We start from the raw sequence: 13,262 nt of genomic DNA on the forward strand, positions 1-13,262 counted from the left end.
CTGCCCGCTCGCCGGCTGCGCCGACGTTGAGATCGCGGTCTTGACTGCATCCATTACGCTATCCGTCAGGTTGCTTGTGGCTCACCCTTCCTTTGCATCAGTCGATTGCTTGCGAATTCGCAAGCTGCATGCCAGCGCGCGCTTGATAGTTCCCGTCTTTTTCGAATCGCGCAGAGTGGCTTTGCGACCCGTGTCGGGTTCCTGACGAGGCTCTTCGAGGGATCGCGGCGCGCTTGCGTGTTTTCTTTAAGTGTTACGCGGATGAACCATTCCAGTCGCGGCGGCAAACAATTTGCATTGCACGTGTTGCGCCGGCCGAGGTGTCCGGTGATGAGCTTAGATCGAGGACGATTTTCATGACTGCAATCGAGAACACCGCGCTAGGCCGGCTGGACAAGGAGGGGCGCCTGCTCAATGCCATATTCAAGGGCGGGACCACCAAGCAGGGCCGGTTCGGCTTTCGCGGCGATATCGCACTAAAATTCCAGACCCAGGTCGCGGACGAGAAGCGGCCGCCCCACTATTCGATCGAGCAGGTGCTGATGGTCGCGCAGGAAGGCGAAAGCAACATTCCGGTGCTGGCCGGCTATCTGCACTGCTTCGCTTATCTTGCTGATATCGCAAACGTTCTTGACGGCGCGCTAAGCCCTGGTGGCAGCTACTTCATGTTTTGCAACAACATAGACCTGTTGGCGAAATACCGAACCAAACTCGGTGATATCACCTTCCACGTGCTGCCGTGCGATGAATCCACTGTCTGGAAGGAGATGATGGACCTGGTCGGGGTCAACAAGAACGACATCAAGGAGCTCGATGCGGGCGGCAGGCTCGATTACTTGCTCGACGCGGCCAGGAATGTCGATGCATCCTATGACGAGATCTCCTACGAAGACGGGCTGAAGAGGATGGGGCCCGTCAAAAACCGCAACGAGAACCGGCCGGTCTGAGCGCTGGTTCAGCTCTCGCCGGTGGGATCCGTTCTCGTCCTACAACAAGCCGCACGCCGGTGACGCAGATGTCGCCGTCCAGCACCGTCAACGCGACCGGCGTGAGCCCGCTGCCCTTGCACCGGCCATCAACGCAGCGGCCGGTGCCGAGCTCGAAGGTCGAGCCGTGCTTACTGCGCATCAGCCGGATGCCCTTGGGATCGAGGAACTAGTTACGTTCCAAGTCCAGGTTGACCCGGTTATGCGGGCATTTATTGAGATAGCCAAACACCCGCTTGCCCCAGCGCACCACAACAATGGACCACGGCCTATGGCTTCCGTCCTCGTCGATGATCATGAGATGGAAGCCCATGGCTTGCTGGTTTGGGATGTCGTAGAAGCCGCAGATCGCATAGGCGGTATTCGGCTGCATCCATTGCTCATTCATGACAAGATGCCTTTCATTAATCACCCTGCGATCAGCCCTGCAAGAATCGCGCAGGGTGCCGGATCACCTCACCTTCTGGGGAATTCGACGCGCAGCGTCGCAAGCGCGACCACCACTAGGTGCGACCCGTGCACGATCGACGGGTTCGCGCGAGCACTGTCGCTTTACGGGGCTCACGACGCGCATCTCCGCGGCTGCTACAAAAAATTGATCTCTTCGCGTCCGACTTTGCCCACAATCCAATTCGGTTGCGTGGCCTCGGATATCCGTATGCCGGGTATCGACGGAATCGAGCTGTTGAAGCGCGTCAAGGCGAGCCGTGCCACCTTGCCCATCATCATCATTGCCGGCCATGGCGATGTCCCCCTGGCTGTCGAGGCGATGAAGTTCGGCGCCGTCGATTTCCTGGAAAAGCCGTTCGAGGATGACCGCCTGGTCGCGATGATCGACGCCGCGCTCCGGCAGGCTGAGGCCGGCGCCCGCGACGAGGGGATGACGCAGGCGCGGGTCTCTTCGCTGAGCGCGCGAGCGGCAGGTGATGGACGGATTGGTGGCCGGCCTCTCCAACAAGATGATCGCTCGCGACTACAATATCAGTCCGCGCACCATCGAGGTCTACCGGGCCAAGTTGATGACCAAGATGCAGGCGTCCAGCCTTTCCGAACTCGTCGGCCTCGCCATGCGGGCGGGAGTGCTGAAAAATTGAGCTGAATCAACTGACTCCATTCGGAGGACCTTATAAATGCGCGATGGACCAGATGCCCGGTCAGAAAGCCCATAGAGCGTGTGATGCCCTCATCTCCCAGAATGCCACTCGTTTACGTCGTCGATGATGACACCGACGTGCTCAGATCGCTCCAATTTCTCCTGGAAACCGACGGCTTCTGTGTCGGCACGTTCCGCAGCGCCGAAGCGCTCTTGAACGCCATGACCGTGGGCGGTGCCGATTGTTTGGTGATCGACTACAAGATGCCGGGCATGAGCGGTATTGACCTTGCTGGCCTCTTGCGCCGGCGCGAAGCCGACACGCCGATCATTCTCATCACCGGTTACCCCGACGCGTCTATTCCGGCCAAGGCAGCCACCGCCGGCATCCGTCACGTCCTCATCAAGCCCCATATTGAGGACAGCCTTTCCTCCCGCATCTGGGACGCGATCAACGGTGATCCCCAGCTCTGAGCGCCGTAAAAATCCCATCGCTCCGGGACTCTACGTAGGGCATCACCCTTAAGGCATGGAGCGGTATTTTCGGGCTCGGTTGGTCGGTTTACCAACGCGCCATTCGCCGCAAAGGAGATGGCTTATGCTCACCCCATCCGCCCCTTCCCTCAACATCAACAGGCCCGCTCCTAGCGCGTTTGCGCCTTCCAAACCGTTCTGCGGCCTCTCGAGCCACGCCGGCCTGATCGCCACTGAGTTCACCTACCGCAATGACGAAGAAATCTATGGCAAGGATGAGCCCGCCGAATATGTCTACCAGGTGATCCGCGGCGCCGTGCGCACCTACAAGCTGTTGTCCGACGGCAGCCGGCAGATCGGTGCGTTCCATTTGTCCGGTGACGTGTTCGGGCTGGTATCCGGCACCAAGCACCGCTTGGCCGCCGAAGCCATCATCGACACCACCGTGCGCCTGGTAAGGCGCCGCAGCCTCGAACAGGTCGCCGGCACTAACGTCCAGGTCGCCCACAAGCTTTGGACCATGACGGCGGGCGATCTCAAGCACGCCGAGGAAATGCTGCTGCTCAGTCGCAAGAGCGCGATGGAGCGGGTCGCCAACTTCCTCCTGGAGATGGATCGTCGCCTTGCAGTCGCCGGCATGATGGCGCTGCCGATGTGCCGCCGCGACATCGGCGACTATCTTGGGCTCACGTTGGAGACGGTCTCGCGCGCACTGTCGCAGTTGAACGACGAAGGCGTGCTGGGCTTTTCCGGCGCCCGGCAGATCGTGCTGCGCAATCGTCAGCGCCTGCGCAACATGGACATCTGATCTGCCTCATATGGCGAAGCCAAGTGGAGCGAATTCAGCTTGGCCGACGTCGATTGGGTCGATCCGGTCATGGCGTAAGGCGGCCAGGAAGGTCATGGTCTTCCAGCGGCCGTGTGGAACCTTGGCGAGAAGCCTGCGACCACGCGGTGCCCATTCCCGTAATGCGGCCATATCGGTTCTGGTCCAAGTCTCGTCGATGAAAACCAGGCGCTCAGGCTCGATGCGATCTTGATATTTGATCCACTGGGCTCGCCGCCTTGCGACGTCGGGACGATCGCGTTCGCCAGCCACTACGCTTTTTGGAAGATTCGCGCGCTCACGCTCACGTCGGACATCTTCGATTAGCTGGCGAAAGGCGTCCTCTCGTAACGGAGCGAAACCTGTTTACGCGTATTGCGCGTTCACTCAGCGCGAAAAACCTTCATAGACGAAAGCGCCCCGAATGGTTTCCGCGTCCTTTTCTGTGACGCCCTTGGCTTGGACAGTATCGTACCAGGTCGCGCGCACTTTTTCGGTCATGTCCGCGACGATCGCTTTCGCTTCTTCCTCTTCCTGGAGAAATCGCGCGCGTTGCGACAGAAGATTTTTCGCGTTCGCGAACCGCCCCTGGTCGCCCGCATCCATCGCAAGATCGCGCCGCTCCTGCGCGATGACAGGAGACGGTGCGAGATCATAGGCCGGCGAAAGCTTCCAGTGGCGGTCCTTCGCGATAATCGCGTGGTTGCGTGGGTGGTCGTCGATATTCGAGATCAGCGCATTGAAAAGCATGCGGCGAAAAAGCTCCGGCGCGTCGCGCTTTGGCTCTTCCACGACCGGGCGCAATTCTTCCGCGAGCAACACGTAGGACCAGCGGTCACGCATCTCCGCCGCCTCTTCCGCTCGAAGCAGCGTCAGACCGCTTATCGCCGCGATCGCTGCAGCACTCGTACGACCGCGATCTCCTTTGTGATGCTTTCGCTATCCTGCTCACGAAGAGCTTCGCTTGCACGGATAGCCGAACAATTGGGACGACGGTTCGCACTGCGCAGATCATGCTCTCGTGGCCATGTGGATCGCTCCGGACAGCGGCGCGCTCGTCCGACGGTAGTCGCGGGCAATGGTGTCGCTCCGGCGAAGGTCGCCTTGTGTAGCTCCGTTCGAACGCCGATCACCCCACATTCATGGGCTAATTTGATCAGCTCCAGTCAAAGAAAGGCAATGAGATCAAGCTACAAACGTATTTGTCGCCACTAACCAAACGCGACGCCCTGTCAGAATCTGGGGTGTCGCTATTGAAGTGGTTCGCGGTCCTGTCACCCCAGTGAGCTGCCGTCAACAAAACATGATCACTGTCTCCTCATTCGATTTTGCTGGCGGATGATGGCCTTGCGGATCTTTCAGCTATCCGAAGCCGCTCCAATCTTTCTCTGCCTTCAGTGGAGACACGGTTGGCGCTGTGCTTGAATGAGTCGTTCAAAAGACTTTGTTTTCGACTTGCAGTTACAGGTTGGATGTCGAGAACCAGATTCACCAAAGCTGATGTCAAACGCGCGGCAAGAGGTGTCCTCGACGGTGAAGGTAAAGTCGCGCGCGAGGATCCACGCGCCGGGAAACCTCGTCAGAGGGTTCGCCGCCACGGCCTCTTCATGCTTGATGTGGAGATCATCGAAGAGCTGGGTCTGCCCGAAAAACTTGGCCGTAACGTATTGCGGCAATTAGACAAACCTCTCCCCGGCCGGCGGAGGTTTCCACAACCCGTCTCGCTTTGTGGAGATCGGCGCTTTTGGCCCGCCGTTTACAGGTATTTCATGGAGGAGTTTGGCGGATTACCGTCGTCGAACATCACCCCCATAGCCCCAGCGATCACCTGGGAGGAGAACTTCGATGAAACCCCTCAAGCCCGAAGGCCTGGAAACACCCGGCCTCGTCTGGCAGCGGCGAAGCAAGCGCCGCGGCAGGAAGACGATAAAGCAACCAACTGACCCATACGTCGGGTACTGGGTATGTCGTCCCGATATCCTGGAGAAGGGTTATACGCTTAAGACGCAGCGGCTCTGGCCGCCAGCCGGGCAACCGTATTCGTTGCCAAGCGACGATGATTGGAAGGACATAGCGGCGAGCTGTCAAAAGCTGCAGAGCGAAATGCTGGCTTTCTCCAATGGCCTCATCATGTCGCCGGACGAGTTCGACGCCAAGAAGACTTTTGATGGGACGGTAGGCTCGCTCGTCGATATCTATTTGGCCGATCCGGATAGCCCTTTTCACAAGCTTCGATATGATACACGCAAAACTTATCGATCGCGCGTCCTCTATCTAAAGAAGATGGTCGGTCAAGCGCGCATCACGCCAGAAGCGCCAGAGGGTCGGAAACTCACATTCCGGGACTTCAATCGTTGGGCAGAAAATTGGGCCAAACCAAAAGTGGAAGGCGGTCCGCGTCGGGTTGCTCGAGCCCATGGCTATATGTCCTTTGTGAGGATCCTGTTCACGTTCGGAGCAATGTCAGAGCTGCCGCGCTGTGAGGAGCTTCACAAGGTTCTGTCCAAAATGGAGATTGAGAACCCGAGGCGCCGCAAGCAAAAGCTTACCCTGGAGCAGGCGGTTCTAATCATCAAAGAGGCGCACCGCCGCGGCGACCACTCGATAGCGTTGGCGCAAGCGTTGATGACTTCGTTCATGATTCGACAAAAGGACGTTGTTGGAGAATGGATACCAATATCAGAGCCGGGCTTGTCCGCCGTCACGCACAAGAGCAAGAAGTGGATACATGGCCTCATATGGGAAGAGGTCAATGCTGGTGTGCTGGATCACCGGCTAAGCAAGTCGCTACGAGGTAAGTTCGCGACCACAAATCCCGACGCCGGCAAAGGCGTGAGGGGAACGCTTGCGCTGTTTCCACTCGTCGTGGCGGAGATTGAGCGAATACCGATCGAGAAGCGCAGCGGTCCGATGGTCATTGCTGAGCACACGGGGCGGCCGTGGATTCAAAAGGTCTTTGCCGAACACTGGCGCGAGATCGCGAGAGCTGTTGGCGTTCCTGATGACGTGCAGAACCGTGACAGTCGCGCGGGTGCTGCGAGCCACGCAGAGAAGCAAGGCGCGAAGCCTGAGCAGATACGGCCGGCGCTTGGGCATGAGAAAATAGAAACGACGATGATCTACCTCCGCAACCAGGACGAAGGGCCGGACAATATCGCCCGTATAAGGTTTGGGGATGGATCACGAACGAAGTAACTAACGCACTCTAACGACGTGTAGTGTTTTCAATTACTTGGGCCTTTAATTCCGTCACGGATCATGTATCCGGCGCCGCGGATCGTGTGCAGCAAGGGCCGATCAAAGCCCTTGTCGATCTTGGAGCGCAGCCGCGAAATGTGCACGTCGATGACATTGGTCTGCGGATCGAAATGATAATCCCAGACGTTTTCCAGAAGCATGGTGCGGGTCACCACCTGGCCGGCATGCTTCATCAGATATTCGAGCAGGCGAAACTCGCGCGGCTGCAGCGTGAGTTCATCCTTGCCGCGCGCGACACGATGAGAAAGACGGTCGAGCTCGAGATCACCGACGCGGTAGGTGGTCTCCTCGGCCGGGCCGACATTACGGCGCGACAGCACTTCGACGCGCGCCTGCAATTCGGCGAATGAATAGGGTTTTGGCAGATAGTCGTCGCCGCCGGCGCGCAGGCCCTTGATGCGGTCGTCGACCTGGCCGAGCGCGGAGAGGATCAGAACCGGCGTGCGATTGCCCTTCTCGCGCAAGCTTCCGATCACGGACAGGCCGTCGCGCTTGGGCAGCATACGGTCGACCACCAGCACGTCGTAGTCGCCGCTCTCGGCCATCGATAGCCCCTCATCGCCATCGCTGGCGAGATCGGCGACATAGCCGACTTCACGGAACGCCTTGACCAGATAGTCGGCGGACTCGCGGTCGTCTTCGATGATCAACAGGCGCATCTGGGTGACGGGCGTAGGGATTGCTGCGGGGGCGCTCACAGGATTTGGTTCCTCTTCACCATGGCGCGGCCGCCCTGCACATGCAAGGCGACGGCGCGGTATCGCGATCAAGTGAAAAGAGCGGGCGATGAGGCTGGGGGACCTCACCGCCCTTAGGCCCTTCCGACGGAGGGGGGCGTATTCCGAAGGAAGGTTGCCAGAGGGAGCGAGTTTTGGACCCGCTCCCCGGAAGGAGACGTCGGCGGGGGCGACGAATGCCGGCGTAACCCTCCATCTGGTATCTAGTCCTCGTTTAGCCCTTCGCCAGCGGCACCGCGACGAAGCGCGACGAACCGCCGCTCTTCACGCGCATGAGAACGCTGTTCTTGTTCTCGGTCCGCGCGGCGTCGATTGCCTCACGGACTTCGCTCGGGCTGCCGACGGTCTTGCCGGCGACCTCAAGAATGACGTCGCCTTCCTTGAAGCCGCGCTCGGCCGCCGCACTCTTCGGGTCCACCTCGGTGACGACGACGCCTTCCCTGCCGGCGCCGGCCACGCTGTTGGCGGGGGCGACCGTCAAGCCGAGCTTCGGCACGTCGGTTCCCTTGGTCGCGCCGCCCTTGTCTTCCTTGCCGATGTCGGCCTTGGTCTCGATCGTGTTCGGCAACTGGCCGAGCGTGAGGTTGACGACCTTGTCCTGGCCCTTTTGCAGCACGTTGAGCTTGACCGCGGTGCCGGGTGCGAGACCGCCGATGGTGCGGGCGAGTTCCCTGGCATCCTTGACCGGCTCGCCATTGACGGCGGTGATAACGTCACCGGACTGGATGCCGGCCTTGGCCGCCGGACCATTCTGCTGCGGTTCCGCCACCAACGCGCCTTGGGCCTTCTTCATGCCGAGACTGTCGGCGATTTCGGAGGTCACCGGCTGGATCTGGACGCCGATCCACCCGCGGCTGACCGAGCCCTTGTCCTTGAGCTGGGCGACTACCGACTGCACCGTCGAGGCAGGGATCGAGAACGCGATGCCGACGCTGCCGCCGGACGGCGAGTAGATCGCGGTGTTGACGCCCATCACCTCACCATTGGTGTCGAACGCCGGACCGCCGGAGTTACCCTTGTTCACGGGCGCATCGATCTGGATGAAGTCATCATACGGACCGTTGCCGATGTCGCGGCCGGAGGCCGAGACGATGCCGGCGGTCACAGTGCCGCCGAGGCCGAACGGGTTACCGACCGCGAGCACCCAGTCGCCGATCCGCGGCTTGGAATCCGAAAGCTTGGCGAACGGGAAATCCGTGCGGCCCTCGACCTTGATCAGCGCGAGGTCGGTGCGCTGATCGGTACCGATCACTTTCGCGGTGTAGGTCTTGCCGTCTTCCATCGTGATTTCGACCTTGTCGGCGCCGTCGACCACGTGGTTGTTGGTCACGGCATAGCCGTCAGGCGAGATGAAGAAGCCGGAACCCTGACCCGTTACCGGGCCACGGGGGCCACGCGGTCCGCCACGCAGGCCCGGGGGCAAGCCATCCGGACCGCCGAAGCGACGGAAGAAACGCTCCATCGGCGAGCCCGGCGGGAACGGCGAGTCCTCGTCCTTGTTGGCGCTGTCGTCCTTGGAACTCTTGTCGGCGATGTTGATCTTGACCGAAATCACCGACGGCTTCACGCGCTCGACGATGTCGGCGAATCCGATCGGCCGCTCGACCTTGCGAACCTCGGTATTGACCTGCGCGTGCGCCGCGCTGGCAAAGACATCCGGGCCCTGCTGCGGCGAGAGACCATACACGGCGGCGCCGAGGCCGGCGACGACGGAAGCCATCAGCGCGAATTTGCGGGCGGAGAACAGCGAGCGGCGGGCTGCGCCGTGCGACTGTAGCGAGGAAAGATCGATGGGACGTTCGGTCATGTTTCTAAAATCTCCAGAGCGTGAATTCTTCATTCTTCTACGGTGCGGGGGGTGGCCACCTGTCAGGGCTGAAGATGGGGCCTGCCGCCTTACCGCGCGCTGGCTAGGGAATTAAAGTTTTGTAATGGAAGCGGTTGTGGATGCGGCAGTTTAGCGCAGGTAAATCAACCGTTTAAGACGACGCCTGGAAGCTTCTTCGCAACCAGTCACGAAAGGCGATTAGGCCCGGATCGGTTTCGCGGAACGGACGATACACCAAGTACCAGGCCCGCCCTTTGGGAACAGAAATCGGAAATGGCGCAACCAGGCGCCGCATCGCGATGTCGTCTTCCACATAGGGACCCAACCCGATGGCAATCCCGACGCCATCAAGCGCGGCCTGCAAGGCCATTCCGTAATTGGCAAAGCTTGGGCCGAGCGCCTTGCGGCGCGGTTTCACACCGGCTGCGGCCAACCACAATGGCCAGTCCTCCGGCGAATGCACGACCTGCAGCAAGCTCTCGTTGGCCAGATCCGACGGCTTGCCAAGCCGCTGCGCAATCGCGGCGGTGCATACGGGAAACAGGTCGGCCGAAAACAACGGCTCGGCTGCCAGTCCGGGCCAATCGCCATTGCCGAGCAGGATGCCGCAGGTCCAGTCGTCCTTGAAGGGGTTGATCGCGCCGCCAGTCGCGAGCCGCACCTCGATCTCGGGATGCGCGTCGTAAAAGCTCGCAAGGCGCGGGATCATCCAACGCATCGCGAAGGAAGGTCCGACGCCGATCGTCAAAACCGGCGCGGTCCGCATCGCCACGACCTGCTCGACGCTGGAAGCGATCAGATCAAACGCCGCCGTAAGGCTCGGCTGCAACGCCTTGGCTTGCGCGGTGAGCGCGAGACCGTTGGGGAGCCGCTCGAACAGCTCAATGCCGAGCCGGGCTTCGAGCAGCCGCACCATGCGGCTCACCGCCGCCTGGGTGACGTTCAGCTCCTGGCTCGCACCGACGAAGCTGCCGTGACGCGCCGCGGCCTCGAACGCGCGCAAACCATTGAGCGACGGCAGACGGCGCATGGGATAGCCCTGTTAGACTAACTTTTCCTTGGCCTATGGCTGAACTAAACGCGTTTGCGAAGCGCGTGTCAAACGCGCATTGAGCGGCATCGGATTTAACCGGACGACACCCATGCTCAGCCTCCCACTCGCAGCCGGATTCGCCGCCGCCATCGTATCGACCTCCTTCATCTCGGGTATCTTCGGGATGGCAGGTGGCATGATTCTGATGGGTATTCTGCTGATATTTATGCCTCTAGCGCCGGCCATGGTTCTACACGGCCTCGTGCAGATAGCCTCGAACGGCTGGCGGGCCTGGCAGTGGCGCTCGCATATCGATTCGCGGATCGTCGCCCATTATGCCGCCGGCGCCGTCGTCACAGCGGCCGCGGTCGGCGCCATGGCATTTGAGGCGAGCAAGGCGATAGCCCTAATTATCGTTGGCGTAAGTCCTTTCCTGGGACTTCTGCTTCCCGGCCGGCTCGCGCCCGATATTGGAAAGCCCAGCCACGGCAATCTCTGCGGCACCCTATGCACCGTGCTGCAGCTCTTGGCCGGTGTTAGCGGCCCCATCCTCGACGTGTTCTTCGTGCGCTCGCAGCTCGACAGCCGGCAACTGGTCGCCACCAAGGCCGCCGTGCAAGTGCTCGGGCACTTCCTGAAGGCAGCCTATTTCGGTCACCTGCTCGCCGGCGGCGAGACTGTGTCGCTGCTCGCCGTCCTCGTGGCAATTCCGCTCGCGATCGCCGGAACGCACCTCTCGCGGTTCGTGCTCGAGAGCATCAGCGAAACGCGATTCAGCATCTGGTCGCGGTACGTGATCGGCGCGGTGTCCGCCGTCTATCTGATTCAAGGCGTGGTGCTACTGTGATCCGCGCCGTGCCCATCGAAGGAAACCGGCGTCCCTCAGGTCTTCATCTTCATACGCACCGTCACAATGGAGGTCTCCAATGACCATCGCCATGCGACACGTCATCCTGCGCACCAATGCAACGTTCCTCCTCGCAGCATCCGCCGGCGGCATTGCAAGCGACGTGCGCGGCATCTTCTTCGGCCTTGGGCCGGTCGCGCGTGTCGTGGCCGAGGCGCCCTATGCGGGACTTGGCTTCATCGAGGCGCACGGGCTGGCATTCATCCTGGGCATACTGATGTGGCGCGCTCAGCCAGCGCGCGGCTGGCACCTCGCGGCTGCGGCTATTCATGCCCTGCTGGGGACCGCCAATCTGGTATTCTGGCAGCTCTTCATTGTCTCCGACATGCTGCTGGTCGGTTACGTTACCACGGCATTGCATGGTCTGTTTCTCGTGCTGCAGATGTCCGCCGCGATATTGGCCCGGATGCAGGACAGCCTCGCGGTTCACGCCGGTGCGTTTTCGTCCGGCCAACGATAGCTGAGACGCCCCATGACCCATGAACAGAAAACCGTTGCGATCGGCGCCGCCAGCGCGCGCTGACCATGGTGGCCGCAATCGCCGGCATCTCGCTGATCTGGGCGGATACCTTGGCCCTGACCGATGTCGCCGGCCGGCTTGCCTATACCCTGAAGGCAAACGTCCTTGCCGCGATCCCGCTGATGGTCGGCACCATTACCGTCGCCAACAACCGCTTCCTCAGCGAAGCGATCGATCCGACGCTGCACAAGGAGGATCAGGCAACGTTGATCAACGGACGTGTGCTCGACAACACGCTGCAGCAATATGTGCTGTTCGTGATCGGCACATTGGCCCTGAGCGTCAGTCTTGCGCCGGCCCAGATGAAAGTCATCGCCGCGGCAACCATCGTGTTCATCGTCGCCCGATTTGCGTTCTGGATCGGCTACCGGATCCATCCGCTCTATCGGGCATTCGGCATGGCGGCCACGATGTATCTCAATATCGGCATTCTCGCCTGGGCGAGCTGGAACATCCTGCGGGGCTGAATTGCATCAACTGAATTTTCCGCAGCCGGCGGGTGCCGCGCTCACGTCTTCATCTTCAGCCGGCCCATGAAGTCCCTTTTGCCGAGCGGCACCCCGTTGGTGCGCAGGATGTCGTAGGCGGTGGTGGCGTGGAAATAGAAATTCGGCAGCGAGAACGACATCAGGAAGCCCTCCGCGGTGAAGGGCAGCTTGTGATCACCGATGTGAAAGACGACGTCGTGCCCGGCGAGCGCATTGACTGCCTCCGGGTCCAGCCCTCCAGAGCCTCGCGGGTTTGCGCGACCAATCCCTGCAATCCCGCATAATCGTACGGCGTGTTGGACGCGGGCGGACGAAACTCTCCGCTTTGCACGCCCTCGATAGCGCCGCGCGAATGCTGGGCGACGGAGATGATCTGGAAACGCAGCGGCAGCATGTCGGGCGCCAGACGCGCCTCGACCATGGTCTCCGGATCGATGTTGTTGTCGCGGAAATGAACGAGGCCGCGCTCGAGGAAGCCGCTGACCGCGCCAAGGGTCTGCAGATAGTTCGCCACGCTGGCGTCGTAGAGTGAAAAGGCCATGTCCGGTCTCTCCTAGTTATGCTTGTTTTGACAGGGGAGTCATAGCTGACGCCTGCCCTCTTGCAATGGCGAGCTAGGACTTCTTGTCCGGCGCATCGGCTGCGAGCAAGCGCTCCAGCCTCGTCTGTTCCTCCTCCGTCAGATGCAACAGCGAAGGATCGGTCGCGCTGCCGGTATTCGAACGGCGGCGGCTGTGGAACCAGAGTGCCAGCCCGCCTCCGGCCAACGCGAGCGGCGGCAGCAGCCACAGCAGCAGCGTATGCGGCGTGAAGCGCGGCTTCAGCAGCACGAACTCGCCATAGCGCGCGACCAGAAAGTCGATCACCTGGCTGTCGCTGTCGCCGGACGCGATCCGCTCGCGCACCAACAGCCGCAGGTCGCGCGCCAGCGGGGCGTCGGAATCGTCGATCGACTGGTTCTGGCACACCATGCAGCGCAGCTCGCGTGACAGGTCGCGGGCTCGCGCCTCCTTTGCCGGATCGGCCATGATCTCGTCGGGCTGCACGGCGTGAGCCGGCCCGCAGAGCGTCGCGGCGACAACCAACACACATGCTGCAATGAGGCGTTTCAA

General features: G+C 61.0%; 13 protein-coding genes and 4 pseudogenes. 9 read left to right on the forward strand and 8 right to left on the reverse strand.

Going from position 1 to position 13,262, the window contains the following annotated elements; all coding sequences use genetic code 11:
• Positions 1–356 precede the first annotated feature (356 nt).
• Entirely contained in the window at positions 357–947 is a 591-nt protein-coding gene (locus ACFXS9_RS22920) for a hypothetical protein (protein WP_057848156.1), read from the forward strand.
• Here ACFXS9_RS22920 and ACFXS9_RS22925 read toward each other — a convergent pair.
• Positions 916–1,359, reverse strand: a pseudogene (locus tag ACFXS9_RS22925) (Rieske (2Fe-2S) protein). The gene ACFXS9_RS22920 and the pseudogene ACFXS9_RS22925 overlap by 32 nt on opposite strands.
• A 243-nt stretch (positions 1,360–1,602) precedes the next feature.
• Between ACFXS9_RS22925 and ACFXS9_RS22930 the strand changes: the two are divergent.
• From ACFXS9_RS22930 to ACFXS9_RS22940, 3 genes and pseudogenes are all read left to right on the forward strand, one after another.
• A pseudogene (locus ACFXS9_RS22930) lies at positions 1,603–2,080 on the forward strand (LuxR C-terminal-related transcriptional regulator); the annotation flags it as partial.
• A gap of 101 nt (positions 2,081–2,181) precedes the next feature.
• The gene (locus ACFXS9_RS22935) at positions 2,182–2,553 is read left to right on the forward strand and encodes a response regulator (RefSeq protein WP_392692240.1); all 372 of its coding nucleotides are present in this window, start codon (positions 2,182–2,184) and stop codon (positions 2,551–2,553) included.
• A 124-nt stretch (positions 2,554–2,677) separates the two neighbouring features.
• On the forward strand, positions 2,678–3,361 hold the full coding sequence (locus ACFXS9_RS22940) for a helix-turn-helix domain-containing protein (protein ID WP_057848154.1): 684 nt from the start codon (positions 2,678–2,680) through the stop codon (positions 3,359–3,361).
• A gap of 60 nt (positions 3,362–3,421) precedes the next feature.
• Here ACFXS9_RS22940 and ACFXS9_RS22945 read toward each other — a convergent pair.
• A pseudogene (locus ACFXS9_RS22945) lies at positions 3,422–3,661 on the reverse strand (IS630 family transposase); the annotation flags it as partial.
• A 105-nt stretch (positions 3,662–3,766) separates the two neighbouring features.
• A complete protein-coding gene (locus ACFXS9_RS22950) occupies positions 3,767–4,273 on the reverse strand; it encodes a HipA domain-containing protein (protein ID WP_392699966.1) in 507 nt (168 codons plus the stop codon).
• A gap of 515 nt (positions 4,274–4,788) precedes the next feature.
• Between ACFXS9_RS22950 and ACFXS9_RS22955 the strand changes: the two genes are divergently transcribed.
• Positions 4,789–5,322 (forward strand): hypothetical protein, encoded by a 534-nt coding sequence (locus ACFXS9_RS22955; RefSeq protein ID WP_392692244.1) that lies wholly within the window; start codon positions 4,789–4,791, stop codon positions 5,320–5,322.
• On the forward strand, positions 5,225–6,574 hold the full coding sequence (locus ACFXS9_RS22960) for a tyrosine-type recombinase/integrase (protein ID WP_057848150.1): 1,350 nt from the start codon (positions 5,225–5,227) through the stop codon (positions 6,572–6,574). Before ACFXS9_RS22955 ends, ACFXS9_RS22960 begins: the two co-directional genes overlap by 98 nt.
• Before the next feature lie 29 nt (positions 6,575–6,603).
• Here the strand turns inward: ACFXS9_RS22960 and ACFXS9_RS22965 are convergent, their stop codons facing one another.
• The 3 genes from ACFXS9_RS22965 to ACFXS9_RS22975 all read right to left on the reverse strand — a co-directional run bounded on the left by ACFXS9_RS22965 (position 6,604) and on the right by ACFXS9_RS22975 (position 10,232).
• Positions 6,604–7,296, reverse strand: a complete 693-nt coding sequence (locus ACFXS9_RS22965) for a response regulator transcription factor (RefSeq protein ID WP_392699968.1) — start codon at positions 7,294–7,296, stop codon at positions 6,604–6,606.
• Positions 7,297–7,588: 292 nt separating this feature from the next.
• Positions 7,589–9,181, reverse strand: coding sequence for a Do family serine endopeptidase (locus ACFXS9_RS22970; RefSeq protein WP_392692247.1), 1,593 nt, complete (start codon positions 9,179–9,181; stop codon positions 7,589–7,591).
• Between the two features lie 172 nt (positions 9,182–9,353).
• On the reverse strand, positions 9,354–10,232 hold the full coding sequence (locus tag ACFXS9_RS22975) for a LysR substrate-binding domain-containing protein (protein ID WP_392692249.1): 879 nt from the start codon (positions 10,230–10,232) through the stop codon (positions 9,354–9,356).
• A 112-nt stretch (positions 10,233–10,344) separates the two neighbouring features.
• Here ACFXS9_RS22975 and ACFXS9_RS22980 point away from each other — a divergent pair, with 112 nt between their 5' ends.
• The 3 genes from ACFXS9_RS22980 to ACFXS9_RS22990 all read left to right on the forward strand — a co-directional run bounded on the left by ACFXS9_RS22980 (position 10,345) and on the right by ACFXS9_RS22990 (position 12,129).
• Positions 10,345–11,082, forward strand: coding sequence for a TSUP family transporter (locus ACFXS9_RS22980; RefSeq protein ID WP_392692252.1), 738 nt, complete (start codon positions 10,345–10,347; stop codon positions 11,080–11,082).
• Positions 11,083–11,161: 79 nt separating this feature from the next.
• Positions 11,162–11,602 (forward strand): hypothetical protein, encoded by a 441-nt coding sequence (locus ACFXS9_RS22985; protein ID WP_392692254.1) that lies wholly within the window; start codon positions 11,162–11,164, stop codon positions 11,600–11,602.
• A gap of 65 nt (positions 11,603–11,667) precedes the next feature.
• Complete coding sequence (locus ACFXS9_RS22990; RefSeq protein WP_392692257.1) at positions 11,668–12,129, forward strand: MAPEG family protein; 462 nt, start codon at positions 11,668–11,670, stop codon at positions 12,127–12,129.
• A gap of 41 nt (positions 12,130–12,170) precedes the next feature.
• Here ACFXS9_RS22990 and ACFXS9_RS22995 read toward each other — a convergent pair.
• Together ACFXS9_RS22995 and ACFXS9_RS23000 are read right to left on the reverse strand one after the other, a co-directional pair.
• Positions 12,171–12,691 (reverse strand): annotated as a pseudogene (locus ACFXS9_RS22995) (DUF1993 family protein).
• 73 nt (positions 12,692–12,764) lie between these two features.
• Positions 12,765–13,262, reverse strand: a complete 498-nt coding sequence (locus ACFXS9_RS23000) for a cytochrome c-type biogenesis protein (protein ID WP_392692260.1) — start codon at positions 13,260–13,262, stop codon at positions 12,765–12,767.

Origin of the sequence: Bradyrhizobium sp. RDI18 (assembly GCF_043203335.1) — a bacterium.
In the GTDB taxonomy this organism is placed as follows: Bacteria; Pseudomonadota; Alphaproteobacteria; order Rhizobiales; family Xanthobacteraceae; genus Bradyrhizobium; species Bradyrhizobium retamae.

Excerpts from the sequence above, each read along its gene's own strand:
- ACFXS9_RS22920 (WP_057848156.1), top strand. The coding sequence starts at position 357 with ATGACTGCAATCGAGAACACCGCGCTAGGCCGGCTGGACAAGGAGGGG.
- ACFXS9_RS22935 (WP_392692240.1), top strand. The coding sequence starts at position 2,182 with ATGCCACTCGTTTACGTCGTCGATGATGACACCGACGTGCTCAGATCG.
- ACFXS9_RS22940 (WP_057848154.1), top strand. The coding sequence starts at position 2,678 with ATGCTCACCCCATCCGCCCCTTCCCTCAACATCAACAGGCCCGCTCCT.
- ACFXS9_RS22960 (WP_057848150.1), top strand. The coding sequence starts at position 5,225 with ATGAAACCCCTCAAGCCCGAAGGCCTGGAAACACCCGGCCTCGTCTGG.
- ACFXS9_RS22965 (WP_392699968.1), bottom strand. The coding sequence starts at position 7,296 with ATGCGCCTGTTGATCATCGAAGACGACCGCGAGTCCGCCGACTATCTG.
- ACFXS9_RS22970 (WP_392692247.1), bottom strand. The coding sequence starts at position 9,181 with ATGACCGAACGTCCCATCGATCTTTCCTCGCTACAGTCGCACGGCGCA.
- ACFXS9_RS22975 (WP_392692249.1), bottom strand. The coding sequence starts at position 10,232 with ATGCGCCGTCTGCCGTCGCTCAATGGTTTGCGCGCGTTCGAGGCCGCG.
- ACFXS9_RS22980 (WP_392692252.1), top strand. The coding sequence starts at position 10,345 with ATGCTCAGCCTCCCACTCGCAGCCGGATTCGCCGCCGCCATCGTATCG.
- ACFXS9_RS22985 (WP_392692254.1), top strand. The coding sequence starts at position 11,162 with ATGACCATCGCCATGCGACACGTCATCCTGCGCACCAATGCAACGTTC.
- ACFXS9_RS22990 (WP_392692257.1), top strand. The coding sequence starts at position 11,668 with ATGGTGGCCGCAATCGCCGGCATCTCGCTGATCTGGGCGGATACCTTG.